The sequence below is a fragment of the Chitinibacter sp. FCG-7 genome, from assembly GCF_040047665.1.
GTDB lineage: Bacteria > Pseudomonadota > Gammaproteobacteria > Burkholderiales > Chitinibacteraceae > Chitinibacter > Chitinibacter mangrovi.
Genome location: NZ_CP157355.1, coordinates 610,479 through 627,290 on the forward strand (window position 1 = coordinate 610,479; position 16,812 = coordinate 627,290).

At 56.8% G+C, this 16,812-nt stretch carries 14 protein-coding genes; 3 read left to right on the top strand and 11 right to left on the bottom strand.

Annotated elements, in window-relative coordinates; genetic code table 11:
- Positions 1–75 precede the first annotated feature (75 nt).
- Positions 76–615 (top strand): TIGR00645 family protein, encoded by a 540-nt coding sequence (locus tag ABHF33_RS02840; RefSeq protein WP_348945546.1) that lies wholly within the window; start codon positions 76–78, stop codon positions 613–615.
- Between the two features lie 61 nt (positions 616–676).
- On the opposite strand, the gene ABHF33_RS02845 is transcribed toward ABHF33_RS02840, so the two are convergent.
- Complete coding sequence (locus tag ABHF33_RS02845; protein WP_348945547.1) at positions 677–1,600, bottom strand: LysR family transcriptional regulator; 924 nt, start codon at positions 1,598–1,600, stop codon at positions 677–679.
- 107 nt (positions 1,601–1,707) lie between these two features.
- On the opposite strand from ABHF33_RS02845, the gene ABHF33_RS02850 reads away from it, so the two are divergent.
- Together ABHF33_RS02850 and ABHF33_RS02855 are read left to right on the top strand one after the other, a co-directional pair.
- Positions 1,708–2,406, top strand: a complete 699-nt coding sequence (locus tag ABHF33_RS02850) for a pirin family protein (RefSeq protein WP_348945548.1) — start codon at positions 1,708–1,710, stop codon at positions 2,404–2,406.
- 251 nt (positions 2,407–2,657) lie between these two features.
- On the top strand, positions 2,658–3,749 hold the full coding sequence (locus ABHF33_RS02855) for an SGNH/GDSL hydrolase family protein (RefSeq protein ID WP_348945549.1): 1,092 nt from the start codon (positions 2,658–2,660) through the stop codon (positions 3,747–3,749).
- Between the two features lie 33 nt (positions 3,750–3,782).
- Here ABHF33_RS02855 and ABHF33_RS02860 read toward each other — a convergent pair whose 3' ends face one another.
- The 10 genes from ABHF33_RS02860 to ABHF33_RS02905 form a co-directional block, all read right to left on the bottom strand.
- Entirely contained in the window at positions 3,783–4,832 is a 1,050-nt protein-coding gene (locus ABHF33_RS02860; RefSeq protein WP_348945550.1) for an NADP(H)-dependent aldo-keto reductase, read from the bottom strand.
- Positions 4,829–5,743 carry a TraB/GumN family protein gene (locus ABHF33_RS02865; RefSeq protein ID WP_348945551.1) on the bottom strand — a complete coding sequence of 305 codons (915 nt, stop codon included), beginning with the start codon at positions 5,741–5,743 and terminating at the stop codon, positions 4,829–4,831. Before ABHF33_RS02865 ends, ABHF33_RS02860 begins: the two co-directional genes overlap by 4 nt.
- A 122-nt stretch (positions 5,744–5,865) precedes the next feature.
- Positions 5,866–6,867: a nucleoid-associated protein gene (locus tag ABHF33_RS02870; protein WP_348945552.1), complete on the bottom strand. Its 1,002-nt coding sequence runs from the start codon at positions 6,865–6,867 to the stop codon at positions 5,866–5,868.
- Positions 6,868–7,093: 226 nt separating this feature from the next.
- A complete protein-coding gene (locus ABHF33_RS02875) occupies positions 7,094–7,408 on the bottom strand; it encodes a hypothetical protein (RefSeq protein WP_348945553.1) in 315 nt (104 codons plus the stop codon).
- Positions 7,409–7,504: 96 nt separating this feature from the next.
- Positions 7,505–7,990, bottom strand: a complete 486-nt coding sequence (locus ABHF33_RS02880; RefSeq protein WP_348945554.1) for a hypothetical protein — start codon at positions 7,988–7,990, stop codon at positions 7,505–7,507.
- 175 nt (positions 7,991–8,165) lie between these two features.
- Positions 8,166–9,704 carry an HD domain-containing phosphohydrolase gene (locus ABHF33_RS02885; RefSeq protein ID WP_348945555.1) on the bottom strand — a complete coding sequence of 513 codons (1,539 nt, stop codon included), beginning with the start codon at positions 9,702–9,704 and terminating at the stop codon, positions 8,166–8,168.
- 86 nt (positions 9,705–9,790) lie between these two features.
- A complete protein-coding gene (locus ABHF33_RS02890; RefSeq protein WP_348945556.1) occupies positions 9,791–10,234 on the bottom strand; it encodes a GNAT family N-acetyltransferase in 444 nt (147 codons plus the stop codon).
- A gap of 14 nt (positions 10,235–10,248) precedes the next feature.
- A complete protein-coding gene (tldD, locus tag ABHF33_RS02895) occupies positions 10,249–11,700 on the bottom strand; it encodes a metalloprotease TldD (protein WP_348945557.1) in 1,452 nt (483 codons plus the stop codon).
- A gap of 97 nt (positions 11,701–11,797) precedes the next feature.
- Entirely contained in the window at positions 11,798–12,658 is an 861-nt protein-coding gene (locus ABHF33_RS02900; RefSeq protein ID WP_348945558.1) for a carbon-nitrogen hydrolase family protein, read from the bottom strand.
- 76 nt (positions 12,659–12,734) lie between these two features.
- Positions 12,735–16,742: a YhdP family protein gene (locus ABHF33_RS02905; RefSeq protein WP_348945559.1), complete on the bottom strand. Its 4,008-nt coding sequence runs from the start codon at positions 16,740–16,742 to the stop codon at positions 12,735–12,737.
- Between the last annotated feature and the right edge of the window lie 70 nt (positions 16,743–16,812).

Here is a 16,812-nt window from a genome sequence, read left to right on the forward strand (position 1 = left end):
GCGGCACGATGCGCTTGCGATGCCGCCTCGCAACAGCGACAATCAGCCCCTCGGAAACACACAGGATTTAGCTTGATGGAAAAACATCCCTACGCTGCCACAGAATCAACGCCACTGCTGGGCAAAGTGATTTTTGCCAGCCGCTGGCTGCAATTGCCGATTTATCTGGGCTTGATCATTGTGCAAGGCGTTTACGCCTATAAATTTCTGGCTGCGCTCTACACCATGATGAGCAATCTGACGACCTTATCCGAAACGCAAATCATGCTGGCCGTGCTGGGCCTGATTGATGTGGTGATGATTGCCAACCTGCTCTTGATGGTGACGGTGGGCGGCTACGAGACGTTTGTCTCGCGCCTGCGCATTGATCGCCATCCCGATCAGCCCGAATGGCTCGATCACGTCAACGCCACGGTGCTGAAAGTCAAACTGTCGATGGCGATTATCAGCATTTCGTCGATCCACCTGTTGCAGACCTTTATCAATGCGGCGCAAATGGCCGAAGTAACGATGAAATGGCAGGTCATCATCCACCTGGCCTTCCTGGTTTCAGCCGCCGCACTGGCCTACACCGACAAGCTGCTCAATTCGGTATCGCAAGGCACGCACCACTAAATACCTATCATGGTATTGCCACATAGACCAAACTCAGCCTAATCTACATGGCAATACCCTACTAATTAGCGGCAACACCACTTGAGAGCCATTGCTGGATCACCGGCGTTGTCGTTAAAGTCTCCACCCACCATTTCAGTGCCTGCCCCACGTCCTGGCTGCGCCAGGCATGGCACAATCGCGATTGTGGCCGCACTTCCGATACCGCTTTGATCACCAGCTCGCCGCGCTCCAGATACGGTTGCGCCCATGGCAACGGCAGATAGCCACAACCCAAGCCGGCGACCTGCGCCGCCACTTTGTCCGCCATGCTGGGCACGCGCAAAATATCCTGTCCGGACAGAATATTGTAGGAATACGTCGGCATCTGCCGCGCGCTATCGGGCACCACCACCGCCCGGTGCTGCATCAGCACCTGTGACGATAAAGGCTCGGGTGCGCTGGCCAGCGGATGATCGGGCGAGACGACAAACACGCTACGAAATTCACCCAACGCATGCGTCGAATAACCGCCGCCCGATGGCCCCTGCGCAATCGCGCCGACGATAATATCGGCACGGCGTTCGAGCAAAGCCTCCCAGCTACCCCCCAGCGATTCATGCAAAAACCGCACCCGGGTGCCCGAATTGATCGCGTCAAATTGCTTGAGCAGCGGAATCAGCAGCTGCAAGGGAATAATGGTATCGACCACAATCGCCAGCTCGGTTTCCCAGCCCGTGGCAATGCGCTTGATCCGGCACTCCAGCTCATTGGCCGCGCGCAGCAAATGGCGACCTTCATTGAGCAATTCCACCCCAGCGGCGGTAAGCTGGGCGCGATGGCCGCTGCGGTCAAAAATCGGCACGCCCATATCGTCTTCCAGCTTGCGCACCATATAGGTCACCGCTGAGGGCACGCGGTGGACTTCCTCCGCGGCGGCGGCAAAACTGCCCCGGCGGGCAATGGCGTCGAGGATTTCTAGCGATTCCAGGCTTAGGCGCAGCATATTTATTCCAATTTTTTGAATGATTCAGGCAGAACTTTTGGCTATCAAAGCCGCTATCTCAAGCTTATTATGGCATACACCATTCAAATAGATTGAAGGAGAAAAGCATGATTACCTTACGCAAATCCGAAGAACGTGGCCACGCCAACCACGGCTGGCTTGATTCCAACTTCAGCTTTTCCTTTGCCGAATACTACGACCCGGCGCATATGCACTTTGGCGCGCTGCGCGTGATTAACGATGATCGGATCGCGGCTGGCATGGGCTTTGGCATGCACCCACATCAGGACATGGAAATCATCACCTATGTGCTGTCGGGCGCCATCGAGCATAAAGACAGCATGGGTAATGGTTCGCTAATTCGCCCCGGCAATGTGCAGCGCATGAGCGCGGGCACCGGCGTTCGGCATAGCGAATTTAACCCCAGCGACACCGAAGAGACGCATTTGCTGCAAATCTGGATTATTCCGGGGCAAAAAGGCATTGCGCCGTCGTATGAAGAGAAAATCTTCTCCGATGACGACAAACGCGGCCAGCTGCGTTTGGTGGCCAGCCCGGATGCCAGCAATGGCTCGGTGCTGATTCATCAGGATGTTCGCCTGTACGCGGGGCTATTTGATGGCGATGAAGCACTGGAGCAAGCCATCCAGATGGGCCGCAAACTGTATGTACACATTGCCCGCGGCAGTATTGAAGTAAACGGCATTGCGCTGAAAGCGGGCGATGCGGCCATGCTAACGCATGAAACAGCGCTGACGCTCAAGCAAGGCCATGGCGCTGAAGTGCTGGTGTTTGATCTGTTCTAAACAGCTCGACTCTAAACCGATCCGTTCTAAACTACCCTGCCTGCCCACGCTCTCGGTCTGGCAGGGTATATTTCTGTAGAGCTTTATAGATAATAGCTACAGCGCAATACCCCAGCATACCATCGACGTACTTCCCTGTCGAAGCTGCATCTGCGCGCAAGCAGGCCAGATCCGGACAAATCGGCTGATCGTTTCGGACAAGGCCTTTTACCGCACACCTCAGTACAATCGTCGGCATGGAGGAGACATTCATGCAGACAATCAAATCAATCAAATTAACCCGCGCCTGCGCAGCCGCTCTCGTGGCGGCTTGCGCCAGCTTATCCGGCCCGCTGTTTGCAGCCGACGCCGGCAGCGCACCGCTACTGCTTTCGGGCCGCTGGGTGCAAAACAGCGATCATTGGCAAGCCACCTGGCCTGGTGTCGCCATGGCCGCACGCTTTCAAGGCAGTGCCGTTGGCGTGGTGCTCAATGACGCGCGCAGCCACTATGCCGTTGAGATTGACGGCCAGCCCGTCGCCCAGATTTCCCCGGCCAGCGGCAAACGCACGGTGTGGATTCGCGATCTGGCCGCAGGCGAACACCGGATCGAGCTGATCCGGCGCAATGAAACGCCAGACTATGCGGGCAGCGTGTATGGCTTCACGCTCGATGGTGGCCAATGGCTGGCGGCACCGACGCCACAACGCAAAATTGAATTTATTGGCGACTCTTTCACCGCCGCGCTGGCCAATCTTTCGAATCAACGCGATTGCAGCGATGCTGAGATCAGCAGCAGCACTGACATCAGCCAGGGTTTTGCCATCCAGCTTTCCCGCCAGCTGGGCGCACAATGGCAAACCAATGCGATGTCGGGCATGGGGCTGATTCGCAACTGGAATGGCAACCTGCCCGACCGTGATTTCCGTACTTTTTACACGCGTCAGCTGCAAACCGACGCCAACAGCAAACCCGACAGCCATTGGCAGCCGCAATTGGTAGTCATCGGTCTGGGTGTGAATGACTTTTCCACTCCGGTCAATCCGGGTGAGCAACGCAATACCGAACAGCGTGCCAAGGATTTTCAGGCGGCCTATCGCGAGCTGATCAAAACACTGAATGCCCGCTACAAAACGCCGCACATCATTGTGACCGCCATGAAGCTCTGGCCGGACGATCAGCAGCGGCCGAATGTGCGGGCAGTGGTTGACGCCGAGCAGGCCGCTGGCAATCAGCGCATCCATTATCTGCAGCTGGATGCGATGCAATTGAGCGCCTGTCAGTGGCACCCCAATCGGGCAGATCACCGGCAGGTGACGCAGCAATTGCTCGACAAAATTGCCACCATCAAAATGCAGTGGTGATGGTCATTGATTTGCCCGGCCCGGTGTAGCGATTTACTGCGCCGGGCTGGTACAGCGGCGGTGGATGGCTTCGATCTCGGCCAGAATGGCCTCGCTTAACACCACATCCTGCGCGGCGATATTCTCGCGCAATTGCGCCATAGTGGTCGCACCAATGATGGTGCTGGCCACATACCAGCGGCTGTATACCCAAGCCAGCGCCATCTGTGCCGTACTCAGGCCATGTGCTTTGGCCAGCTCATGGTAGGCGGCCACCGCTGGCGTGACATGCGGTTTGAGATAGCGCGAGCCAAAATTGGCAAACTGGGTCATCCGCCCTGCGCTGGCCGGATTGTCGATGTACTTGCCCGACAGCAAGCCAAAAGCCAGCGGGCTGTAGACCAGCAGGCTCACTTGCTCCCGATGGCAGGTTTCAGCCAGGCCATGATCAAAATTGCGGTTGATCAGGTTGTAGACATTCTGGATGGACTGGATCAGCGGCAGATTTTCGCGCTCGGCCACTTTGACAAACTCCGACACCCCCCATGAAGTCTCGTTCGAGACGCCGATATAGCGCACCTTGCCAGCGCGAACCAGCTGATCAAGCGCTGCCAGCTGCTCGGCAATGGCCGGGGCATGGGCGTATTCCTGGCTGGGCTCGTAGTAGGTCTGCCCAAACATCGGCACATGGCGCGCTGGCCAGTGAATCTGGTACAGGTCGAGATAGTCGGTATTCAGGCGCTTCAAGCTGGCATCACACGCAGCAATAATCTGCTCACGGTTTAACTGCGGGCCACCGCGTATCCAGTCCATCCCGCGATTGGGCCCGGCTACTTTGCTGGCAATCACCAGCTGATCGCGTGGCTGCTTCTTCAACCAGTTTTTCAGCCAGCTACCGATGTATTGCTCGGTCAGCCCCTGCGTGGCCGCCTTGGCAGGCACCGGGTACATTTCGGCGGTATCGATAAAATTGACACCTGCGGCAACGGCGTAATCGAGCTGCTCGTGCGCTTGCGCCTCGCTATTTTGTTCGCCATACGTCATGGTGCCCAAACAGATCCGGGAAACCTCAAGCTCGCTCTGGCCCAAACGGGTATAGATCATTTTTGTGCAGGCTCCACCTTGACTGCTGTCACCTTATAACCGGCAGCGCGCATGGCCGCGAGCAAACCATCCTGACCGGTTAGCTGCCCTGCCGCAACGGTAAAGAAAGCCTCGCCTTTTTGCAGGGCGGGCTTGAGGCGCTCGATAATGATCTTGTTGCGCGAGGTTTTCAGCTCCTTGCGCCATACGTTGAACCAGGCCTGCTCGTGCTTGGGCAAGGCGATGGTTTCGATCTGCATCAGCGGTGCAATCGGGTCCAGATTGGATTTCTGATACGCGGCCATATTGCTGGCAAATGCGCTTTCCAGTGCATCATGATTGGCGATCAAACCATCAATCAGAATGATCTGTTTGCCTGCAGGCAGCTTTTTAAACGGCGCCAGCTGCTGCTCAATGCTTTCAATCGCAAAATACGGTTTGTTGGTTTCGGTGGCGTACTGGAAGACATATTCATCCATCGGGATGTTTTCTTTGCCCTGCTTGGGTGAAAACAGCAGCATCGCCACCGCCCACGGCTGCAGTTTGGCCGCGACATTTTCCGGGTAGCCGCGCGCAGCGAGCAAAGGCAGCACTTTGGCGTAGCGCTCCTGCCCAAGCAGAGCCTGCAGGCTCGCATCTTTGGTCAGCATGGCCTGCGCCAGCTGAATCGACGAATTCATGTCGTTGTAGTATTCGGTGCCGATGTACTTGGAATTGAGCAAGGCGGGCTCGACTTCGGGCTTGAATTCAACATCCTGACCATCGGGCGTATTCACTGTGGCCAGCAACCACGATGCGGGTGAGTTGGCCATTTCTATTTTCCACAACACCGCATTGGACGGGTTGGTTTTTTCTGCATTAGCCGAACAGCCAGTCAACAACAACTGGGCACTCAAAATCAGGACAATCAGAGGACGCAGACGCGAAAACATAGAGCAAACCTTATTCGACGGGATACGAAAGTTTTGTAGTATATCGTGGCTTGTGCAGCGAAACAGCACTAAGTAGCAAGATAGAAGTCTGCACGCACGATTACTGATTGAACAAGCAGTACTTATTGATCAAGCAGGGCTTTTTTCAGCTCATCCGGAATATTCGACAGCACCAGCGTGTCGCTGTATTTGTCGTAAATCACCGCACCGCTGCGCAGGCTGGCGCGGTCAAACTCCAGCTTCCATTGCGCTCCATTGGCCTTAAACCGCATTAGCGGCTTGATCGCGCGGCGGTCGGGGACAAAGCCATCGTTAATGCCCAGCTCATCGCTTTGCAGCGCCGTTTGCAGTTGCGCGGGCGATTCGGGAAAGACCTGCTCGGCCACCGTCGCCAGATCGACTTCGCCTTGCCCGTCGCCCAGCGCATCCAGGTAGGAATGCGCGCGCTGGAATAGCTCGTCACGCTCGTTACCGGCAATCGCCTGCTCGTTAGCAAAGGCTTCCAGTCCTTTGACCAATTTTTGCGTTTCTTTCAGCGGCGTTTTAACGTCGTTGCAGCCGAGAAAAGCTTTGAAATACCCTGCCACATCGCCGCGGCCACGCAGAAAGCTCACGTAGCGCTCACCACCGTTTTTCCAGCTGCCCAGATCAATCCGCCCGGCCACGCGCAGATGATCCATATCCAGATGAATGCTATCGGCCACATTCATCTCGTCGCTCATTGCCGTGCCGATCACTTCGCTAATGATGGCGATAAAAATAAACTGCATCGCAGCATTGCTCACCTGTGCGATCAGCACATAGCCACCGCTGGCCAGCGGCTCGGCCTCGGCGCGCGTTTGCAGCTCAGCCATCATCTGCTGGCTTAAGCTCAAGAAATCAATGCTTTGTTCAGCAGCAAATTGCTGAATAAGTTTGGGCATGGCAAAGCTGGCGTCGTCCAGATCGAATTTGCCAAAACCTTTGCCATTGCGCGTGCCATACAACTCGCACAAATGATCGACCAGACGCTGAGACGCGCTATTGATCGCCAGCGGCGCAGTACCAAGCGCGACACGCGCCGGGCCGTTAGGCTCTTTGTGCAGTTGGTGGATAATCAGGTGTTCAATGGTATTTAGCGTCATGAAAATGGGGCAGCCAATCAATGGTCAGGAAGTGTTTCCTTAGCCACCTGCTTGCAAAACAGGGCTAAGGTCAGCCGCCATTTTCCATTCTTTGCGCGGGCTTGACCAGCGCAGCTTGCTCCGGGGCGAAGCGATAGACTGGGGCGTTGATGTTGTACGCGGGTATTGCTCTACAAATCAGAACAGAAAATAGCTACAGGGCAATACCCCTTAAAAGACTCAGCATTCAATCTCGGGAATGGAAAAAGCGGGCCATCAACACAGCACACCAGCTACCTGCAATCATCGCAGGCACGCCAACTGTAATCACCGCCAGAATGGCATAACTAAAAGCCGACTCAAGCCCTGGTCTGGCTGAGCCGTGCCAGAAGCCAAAAGCGTAAAACAAGCCATACAGAAAACTTGCGAGCAGCAGCAAGCCCAAGCCGCTGGCGGCCCCCAAAAGGCCAAGTCCAAGGCAGGAGCGGCGCTTGAACGCGACAATCGAGGCCATCAAGCCCAGCAAGATGATCATCAGATACAACAAAGCCAATATGGACACTGCAATCTCCTGCGTGGCCGGACTGAAAGGAAAACATCGATAGAGCCAGCGAACTGCGTTGATGTGCCGCAGGCTGATCGGCAGAAAGTATGATCTTTAAGCGCTGAAGTCTGCTTCAACGATGGCCTGCCTGAGCACCCGGTAGCAGTCTTCGATATGGGCATTGCCCAGATAGCGCATGGCGCCATAGCTGACGCCTGCGGCAATGGCTGTCCCGAGCAGCGGCACAAATTTGGCGGCCTGCTTGGAGGCCATACGCACGCCAACCCGTTTCAGAGCCAGAATAATCAGCTCCTTGCTGGCGTAGCGCCCAATCAGCGAGCTGCCAATGGAGGTGATAATCACCAGCAGGCGCTGCCGGGTTTGCTCGTCCAGCCGCGCTACGTCCTGCTCGCGCAGGCCAAATTTTTCATTAATCTGCTCAATCATCCGCGTCATAATCGCCACATCGGCGCCCACATCTAGGCCGGGCACGGGAATTGCAGCCGCGGCAGCGGACACCCATGCACGCTGATTGACCAGTTGCAGACACTCGCGACGCGCGGCATCCAGCTGAGCCAGATTCAAATTCAAGCTGCTCATTAACCAACCTCATGCAGTGAAAAGCAATATTCTTATTGCGTGTTGATCGTTGGCGTGTGGCTTTTGTTCCCTCAGGAAAGGGCAAGAGTGGCGGCCGCAATTCATCAAGCCTATCAACACGACTTCAGCACATTAGCCAGCGAAAAGCCCACAGTGGCACAACGGCCAGTGGCTGTTAATGCCCTTGATCGGATATATCGGGCAGCTGGCGGCGGATGGCCAGTAGCTCATCGTAATGGCTGAGTGCCAGATCGACCAGCGTAGGGTCAAAGTGTCGGCCGCGCTCGCTACGCACCAGCGCAATAATCGCCGCATCGTCCCACGGCTCCTTGTACGCGCGGCGTGAACCGAGGGCGTCGATGACGTCGACAATCGCCATAATCCGGGCCTCGATGGCGATTTGTTCACCCGCCAGCCCACGCGGATAACCGCTGCCATCCCATTTTTCATGATGTTCTCTGGCGATGATCGCGCCCATTTTGGCAATAACGCGCTTGGTTTTTTTCAGCAGCTGATAACCCAGCTCGGCATGAGTCTGCATAATGGCCCATTCGGCCGCGTCCAGTTTGCCATGCTTGTGCAGGATATGCTCGGGGATGCCGATCTTGCCAATATCGTGCAAGGGCGATGCGTAACGGATGGTTTCGCAAAACTCGGCCGACATCCCTAGTTTTTGCGCCAGCAATTCGCACATCAGCGCCACGCGACGAACATGCATGCCAGTTTCTTTTGAGCGCTGCTCAATCGCGTCACCAATCACCAGCAGCAGCTCTTTTTGCGTTTCCTGGATGTTTTCCTTGGTGTAGAGCGACTCGAAAATCAGCGCGACATTGCTGGCAAACATTTGCAGCAGCTTGGTTTGCAGCGCATCCAGCGGCTGATTCAGGCTGGCATAGAGCACATTTGACGAGCTTTCACCCACCTGGAAACGGGCCAAGAACGCCGCGCCCGGCAGATGATTATCGCCGCCCGCATTGACGTAATTGACCAGCTCGCGCACATGATCCGGCAGCACGGGCGTACTTAAATCATCCTGCACCGAGATATTCTCGCCGGTGGCGGCCAGCACATGATTGACTTTGTCGCCGTACAGATCGACCGATTGCGACACCAGATAGACCTCGCTGCTCTGGATATTCAAAAGATCAAGCAGCTGCTGCAAAACCGCCGAGCCAAACTGGTGCAAGGTGCGGCTGCGGAGCACGGCTTGCGACGAGGCAATGACTTTTTCCATGCCGTGCTGGGTATTGCGGATGGTGACTATATCGCGGTAAGAGCGGATAGCGGCGTAAATACAGGTTTTGAGCTTGATATTGGTCAGCTCGGTTTTGGCTTTGTAGTCGTTGATATCATATTCCTGAATCACGACTTCTTCAGGATGCTGATTGGCCTGCCCGGTGCGCAGGATAATGCGCAGTGAATGATTTTTCATTTCGGAGCGGATGCGCTCGACCAGCTCCAGCCCCGCTTCGGGCGACTCCATCACCACATCAATAAAAGCCACCGCCACGTCCGGGTGCATGCTGAGCAATTCATAGCCGCTGCGGGCACTATCGGCGTACAGCAGTTCAAGCGGTCGCCCGTCCACTTTGACGCGCGAGAGCGATAAACGGGTAACTTCAAAAATATCACGTTCGTCATCAATCACCACCACTTTCCAGGGCGGCAAGATCTCGTTCACAGTTGATGTCGATTCGGGAAGTAAAAAATCCATGACAAAGCTGATCTACCGGAATATCGACTCTTTAGCATAGCCTGAAGCTGACAAATTGCGAGCATCCAGCGGGACATTCATACGCGTCAAAACCGCTTCATCGGCACAAAACGAATGCCGGTATCGCTAAGCTGCTCGGCACCAATCGGCATAAAGCCATAGCGCATATAGGCGTTGACGCTATTGAGGCTGGCGTTGACTGTGAGCAAGCGCTGCTGTGCATCAGCTGCACGGATCAGCGCTCGGCCAACGCCACGGCTTTGAAATTCGGGCAGCACAAATAACAGTGCAATATGCGAGTCGGCGCGTGCCTGCAGCACGCCAATGATGGTGTTTTGAATCACCGCCACATGGCACAGACCGCCCACCGCATCGCGCGCGCGGATTTCGCTGGCTTGAGCAAAGAGCCTAAATTGCTCGATGCCAGCAGTGCTTTGATATTGCGCTGCAAGGTGCAGGAACGAAGCCCAGACCACCTCGGCAGCGCGCTCGTACTCGGAAAATTCAATCTCGCGGATTTCTAATGCCATCTTCGATCCAGTACTTAGCCCGCAGTGCCGCCAACGGTCAGGCCACCGTCGATGCGCAACGTCGGTTGCCCCACGCCCACCGGCACGCTTTGGCCGTCTTTACCGCAAGTACCCACGCCCGGATCAAGCGCCATATCATTGCCGATCATTGACACGCGCGTTAGCACGTCTGGCCCATTGCCAATCAGCGTTGCGCCTTTCACCGGATACAGCATTTTGCCGTTTTCGACGTACCACGCCTCAGCGGCCGAGAACACAAATTTGCCGCTGGTAATATCGACCTGCCCGCCGCCAAAGTTAACGGCATAGAGGCCTCGCTCAATCGAAGCGATAATTTCGGCAGGGTCTTTATCGCCGTTTTCCATCAGCGTATTGGTCATGCGCGGCATCGTGATATGCGCGTAGCTTTCGCGCCGACCGTTGCCGGTAGCTGGCATGCCCATCAGGCGCGCATTCAGGCTGTCTTGCAAATAGCCTTGCAAAATGCCGTCTTCGATCAACACGGTGCGTTGCGTTGGGTTGCCTTCGTCGTCAATATTGAGCGAGCCACGACGATCAGCAATCGTGCCATCATCAACCACTGTTACGCCTTTAGCTGCGACGCGCTGGCCGATTTTGCCGGCAAACGCCGAGCTGCCCTTGCGGTTAAAATCGCCTTCCAAGCCGTGGCCAATCGCTTCGTGCAGCAAAATGCCGGGCCAACCACTGCCAAGCACCACGGTCATTTCTCCAGCCGGAGCAGGACGCGCATCGAGATTGAGCACCGCTTGATCGACCGCGCGTTTGGCGTAATCGAGCAGCACCGCGTCGGTGAAATAGGCGTAATCAAAACGGCCACCGCCACCGGCACTACCCTGCTCGCGTTGGCCGTTTTGCTCGATGATCACATTGATCGATAGGCGGCATAGCGGGCGCACATCGGCCGCGCGATGTCCGTCGTGGCGGGCGATATAAATCACTTCATATTCACTGGCAAGGCTCGCCATCACCTGCACCACGCGCGGGTCCAGACTACGCGCGATTTGCTCGATTTTTTCCAGCAGCGCCACTTTGGCTGCTTCATCCAGGCTTGCCAGTGGATCTTTAGGGGTATAGAGCTGCAGCCCTTGCTGCTTCTTGGCGAAGGGAGCAATACCCTGCCCGCCTTGCCGACCAATTGCGCGCGTGGCTTGTGCGGCTTGGTTCAAAGCGGCGAGGCTGATGTCGTCCGAGTAGGCAAAGGCGGTTTTTTCGCCGCTGATCGCGCGCACGCCAACGCCCTGGTCGATGTTAAAGCTACCCGATTTCACAATGCCTTCGTCCAGACTCCACGCCTCGGAGCGGCTGTATTGGAAATACAAATCGGCGTAGTCGATTTCATGGCTGAGCATTTGACCAAACACCGAGTTGATCGCCTGATCATCCAGTGAAAAGGGCGTGAGCAATTGTTGCTCGGCGATTGCAAAATGATCCAAAGAGATGCTCATTGTTTTACCTAATTTAATCTGTCCGACGAAGTGATTGAGCAAAAATTTTCACGCAAGGCGCAGCAACGCGGCGTGAGAACTTGCGTCTTTTCACTTATTAAAACACACGATGCTTCAGTGCTGGCAATATCGTTCTGACTCTGTGTAATTGCGTGGCTTTGAGCTCGGCCAGCGCCAGCCCTTCGCCCTCGGGCAGGACATCGAGCACCACGCCCCACGGATCGATCAGCATGCTGTGGCCAAAAGTGGCGCGCCCGCTCGGGTGTACGCCGCCTTGGCCGGACGCCACGACAAAACACTGGTTTTCAATCGCGCGCGCGCGCAGCAGCACTTCCCAGTGCGCGCGCCCGGTGGTGGCCGTAAACGCGGCGGGCAGCACCCAAATATCCACCTCGCCGACCGTATCCATCGAGCGAAACAGCTCGGGAAAGCGCAAATCATAGCAAACCGCCAGCCCGATGCGACCAAACGGCGTGTCAAACGCCACCGGCTGCTGCCCGGCGCAAATGGTATCGGCCTCGGCAAAGCATTCGCTGCCGTTGGCAAAACCAAATAGATGGATTTTGTCATAGCGCGCGACACACTCGCCCGCTGGGTTATATGCCAAGCAACTATTCATCACTTTATCGGGCTGGCCGGATACCAGAGGAATCGTGCCGCCGACCAGCCAGATCTGATGCTCGCGCGCTTGTGTGGCCAGAAAATGTTGCAGCGGCGCGGCCTGGTAATCGGCCTGGTGATCGGCTTGGTGATCGGCTTGGCACGGCTCCTGATATGGCTCTTGATGTGCCAGCTTGTCGCGATCACTTTGACCCATAATCGCGAAATATTCGGGCAAGACGATCAGTTGCGCCCCGGCTGCGGCTGCGCTGGCGATCAGGCGAGCTGCGTGTGACAAATTGCTGGCTACATCCGGGCCAGACACCATCTGGATGGCACAGGCGATTAAACTATTCATAGACACACCACCGTATAGCGCTACACAGCATATTCAAATTGATCTGCAGCCATATACCCATTAGTCCTAGTTGGGTCTAGTTAGAGAAAGGCCGCTCCGGCCTGACGCCGATTTTCTTGATCTGCGGATCAGCCATGCTACCGTCAATTTGGAACTCATACGCCACCAGCTCGCCGAGCGGATTATCGAGCGCCGATTGCGCCGCCAGCGTCGCCAGACCAATAATCGGGTTCACCACCGCCACCCCCAGCGCCACCGCGCCGCCAATGCTGGGCACTACTCGCACCCGCAAATGCTGGGTGCCAGCGACAAAATTGGCGTCGCCCGTAAAGCGCACTTTGGCCGCTGGGCCGTTGATTTTCAGATTATTGGTTTTGGCGATGCCCTGCTCGATCACCGCCGTGCCGTGAATTTCGTCAAACTCGAAACCCCCGCTAAACACATCGCTAAAGTCGAGCTTGAGCCGACGCGGCAGCGCTTGCAAGCTTAAAATCGACATAAAGCGCCCCACGCCGGGGTCCAGCTGGCTAAATTGCCCGGCGCCCATATTCAGCTCGATCTGCCCGGCTGCCGTTGGCCAATCGGGCGACCACGGCGCGCCACGCCATTGCCCATCGCCGCGAAACGTCAGAGGCGCCTGTTTCATGGCCTCGGGGTAGCCCAGACGTTTGAGCAATTTGCCCAGATTGGGCGAATCAATCGCCACTTTGGCTTGCGTGCGCTCGCTACCGTCCTGCCGGAACCATTGCCCATTGAGGGCAATCTGGCCGTCGGCGTTGCGCAGGCTCAACTCCTTGAAATCAATCCCGCGCCCTTGCGGCTGGCTGAACAGGCGCAGCTGGCCCAGCTCGACATTTTTAAAACGAAAATCCTGCGCTTGCAGATTAAGCGCTGGCCAGGATTGCCACAGGCTTAAACCGCTTTTCTCAGCGGGCAGCGCCAGCGGGCCGCGCGCAAGCAGGCGAGATGGTTTTTCCGGCTCGGCCACGATTGCAGCGGGCTTCAGTGGAAGCCAGAGCTTGCTCAGCTGCACATCAAGCCGGTTGGCCCCCGGCAACCAGTGCAGATCGCCCGCAATCTGCTGACTGGTCAGGCTGGCTTGCACGCCTTTCTCGCTAATCTGGCCTTGCAAGCGCACTTCATCAAGCTGCTGGCCTGCAATATACAGCTGGTCAAACGCCAGCTGCTGCACCTGCAATTCAGGCATTTTGCCGCTCGGGTTCTTGCCGGTGGCCGGGGCTTTAAGCCACTGGCTCTGCAGCGGCAACCATTCAGCCAGATTGAGCAGTGGCCAGCGGCCACTGAGCTGGATACCCTGATTTTGTGGCTGATTTTGCGACAATGCTGCGGGTAATCGGGCCGCTGGTTCACCTTCGCTACCGAGCACAATCTGGCCGCGTACAGCTGCAGCGTCGGCTGGGAGCAAAAGCGCAGCCTGCAAGGTTTTGCCGTAGGCAAATTCAAGACGGGAACCGCTTTGCTCGCCCGCCACTTTCAGGCGAAATGATCTGCTCTGTGGCGCGGCTTTATTTAATGGCACAGGCAGATGGCTCTGAGCGCCCTGCAAATCCGAATTCAGACTAAAGACATAATCATCTTCATCCACTTGCAGCTGCCCCTGAAACGCCACCATGCCTTGCAACCACGGGCTTAGCGGCGGCAGATAATACCGCAAAGCCTGCTCAAGCTCGGCCTGCCCTTTCAGATTGAGCATCAGCTCGCCCTTGGCATTGGTTTCGCCGTGCATCTGCACTGCGCCGCCCAGGGCTCTGGCGGTGGACGGCTGCACTTTCATGCTCGTTTCGGTAAAGCTGACCGCCCCTTTGGCCTGATTGAGCACCGGGATCTCATCGCCAAAATCAAGCTGGTTGCCGTCAAAAGCATACAGGCCCTTGATACGGGTCTGCTCTACGTCTTCAATCGGAATATCGAGCTGCAGATCAAGCTGGCCGCGGCCTTGGGCCTTGAGCTGGTCGAGAAACCCGTGCGTGGCGGCACGCACCGGGCTGTTTTCCACGTAGCGCAAAAAATCGGCGGTTTGTCCGCTCACCTTGCCATCGACAAGTACATGCTGATTGTATTCAAGATTGGGAATGGTCACTTTAACCTGATCGAGCGCCGTGCCGCTAATCTGGCCCTGATTGGCCACCACCGTCAGCTGCATGCCGTCAATCAGTACCTGCCCATCCACCTGCGTAACCATCGGCCAGCCGTCGGCGTAATTGATGGTGACGCCTTTGGCCTCGGTCTGCACCATAAACTGCCCAGCCTTGGCCGCAGGGGTACCCATGGTGTACGGAAACTGCGCCACATCGCCGCGCCAGACCAGGCGACCATTGCGCGCATCGCCAGCCAGTAGCCCGCCCTTGAGCCAGACCAGCACCTCATCAGAGAGCACACGCGGCAGATAGGCGTAGACGCGCTGGGCGGCCAGCTGACGGATGTCGGCGCTCAGATCAACCTGCCCCAGACCCTTACCCGGCCAGCGATATTGCCCCTGCGCACTCAGATCCAGCTCGGCATTGAGCGCTTTAAAACCATCCAGATTCAGCTGCCAGCCCTGGCCTTCACGCCGCCAGTCGATTGCCGCCTGCAGCAGACCGAATTGCAGCGGCTCTAAAAATTGCGCCGGATAATCAAACCGCACATTCTGTCCGTCCAGCTTGAGCTGCCCGCCCTTGGGCGCCAGATTCAGCGTCAGATCAAGCCCGGCGACCGCCGGCCAGGCATTAACGCCCTGCACCGATAGCTGGCTGATTTCAGCGTCCACTTGCAGCACATCGAGTTGCGGTTGCTGGCTGTGCTGACCATACGGCCATTGTCCCGGCCATTCCAGACTGAGCTGCTTGAGATAGCCCCCCAGCGTCGCGCTGCGATACGCCGCCAGATGCTCGGGCAAAAACTGCCGATAGGCATTGAATGCCTGCAGCTGCCAGCGGCGTGCGGTCAGAGTTTGCCGCTCGGGCGTTTGCGTGTATTCCAGCTCGCAACGCTCGCACCAGGCCTGCCCTTTACCTTGATTTCCCTCGCCTGGAATCCCTTCACCTCGAATATGTCTGCCGTACACCTGCAGCGTGCGCTGCTGCTTGCGATCTCGCCAGACGATTTGGCCGTCAAACAGCGGCAAGCTCAACACGGTCTGATCCGGCAGCAGCAGCCGCCAGTTGCTCAATTGCAAATCAGCTTCCAGCCCTTCGAGCACACCTTTGTCCAGCTCCAGCTTCAAGGCCAGCGCGCCGTAGCCCGACTTCAGGCCGATGGCTGGCATCAGCGGCGACAACCAGGGGCTGACTTGCAATAGATCGCTGGCAGGCAGCACGACCTTGAGCCAGCCCGACCACTGCGACAGGGTATTTACATCGTCGCCACTCAGTCGGCCCTGAATCTCCACCGGCTTGCCCGCCCCCGACGCTCCCATTAAGTGGCGCGGCATAAAGCGCAGCACCAGCTGATGGCTGCCAAACCAGTTTTCAGCATTGAGCTGCACACGATCGGCGTACAGCGCCGGAAAACGGTTTTGCTGGTCTTGCAGGCGCACCGCGCCATTGCTGATGGTCAGCTCGCCCTGATTGAGCAGCCAGTTGAAAAACTGTCCGTCGCTTTTCGCCTGCGGATCAAGCTTCAAACCCGCCACCTGCCACTGCCCGTTGGCAAGACGCACAATATCCAGCTCGGGCGCATGCAGGCGCAAATGGCTAAAGCGCAATTGCCCGATCAGCAAATGCCACCATGACAGCGTGCCTTCCATGCGGGCAAATTCCAGCGGACTGCTCTGAGATGGACTGCTCTGGGTTTGGCGACCTTGGCTGAGGCGAAACTTCAACAGCGCCAAATGCGGGCGAATGCCACGCCAGCTGCCTTCCAGCTCGGCAATCTGCACCGTCGCGCCCACTTTCTGGCTTAATTGCTGCTCGATCCAGGGTTTGTAGCTATTGAGGCGCGGGATAAAGACAAACTGCCAGGCCAGCGCCGCGAGCAGCAGCAACAAAAATGCAGTCAGCACGATGCGTTTTAGCCAGCGCAGATGCCAGGCGGTAAATAGCGCGGTCAGGGATTTGAGCTGACGCAAAAACGCAAGAGACATCGGGATTCCGGGTAAGACACCGTGCACGCAAAGAACACCAGCTGTGCTACGGTATTGGATGTGAAATATA

Coding starts and splice junctions, on each gene's coding strand:
- ABHF33_RS02900 (WP_348945558.1), bottom strand. CDS start 12,658: ATGAATAGTTTAATCGCCTGTGCCATCCAGATGGTGTCTGGCCCGGAT.
- ABHF33_RS02890 (WP_348945556.1), bottom strand. CDS start 10,234: ATGGCATTAGAAATCCGCGAGATTGAATTTTCCGAGTACGAGCGCGCT.
- ABHF33_RS02885 (WP_348945555.1), bottom strand. CDS start 9,704: ATGGATTTTTTACTTCCCGAATCGACATCAACTGTGAACGAGATCTTG.
- ABHF33_RS02860 (WP_348945550.1), bottom strand. CDS start 4,832: ATGATCTATACCCGTTTGGGCCAGAGCGAGCTTGAGGTTTCCCGGATC.
- ABHF33_RS02840 (WP_348945546.1), top strand. CDS start 76: ATGGAAAAACATCCCTACGCTGCCACAGAATCAACGCCACTGCTGGGC.
- tldD (WP_348945557.1), bottom strand. CDS start 11,700: ATGAGCATCTCTTTGGATCATTTTGCAATCGCCGAGCAACAATTGCTC.
- ABHF33_RS02865 (WP_348945551.1), bottom strand. CDS start 5,743: ATGTTTTCGCGTCTGCGTCCTCTGATTGTCCTGATTTTGAGTGCCCAG.
- ABHF33_RS02845 (WP_348945547.1), bottom strand. CDS start 1,600: ATGCTGCGCCTAAGCCTGGAATCGCTAGAAATCCTCGACGCCATTGCC.
- ABHF33_RS02870 (WP_348945552.1), bottom strand. CDS start 6,867: ATGACGCTAAATACCATTGAACACCTGATTATCCACCAACTGCACAAA.
- ABHF33_RS02855 (WP_348945549.1), top strand. CDS start 2,658: ATGCAGACAATCAAATCAATCAAATTAACCCGCGCCTGCGCAGCCGCT.
- ABHF33_RS02880 (WP_348945554.1), bottom strand. CDS start 7,990: ATGAGCAGCTTGAATTTGAATCTGGCTCAGCTGGATGCCGCGCGTCGC.
- ABHF33_RS02850 (WP_348945548.1), top strand. CDS start 1,708: ATGATTACCTTACGCAAATCCGAAGAACGTGGCCACGCCAACCACGGC.
- ABHF33_RS02905 (WP_348945559.1), bottom strand. CDS start 16,742: ATGTCTCTTGCGTTTTTGCGTCAGCTCAAATCCCTGACCGCGCTATTT.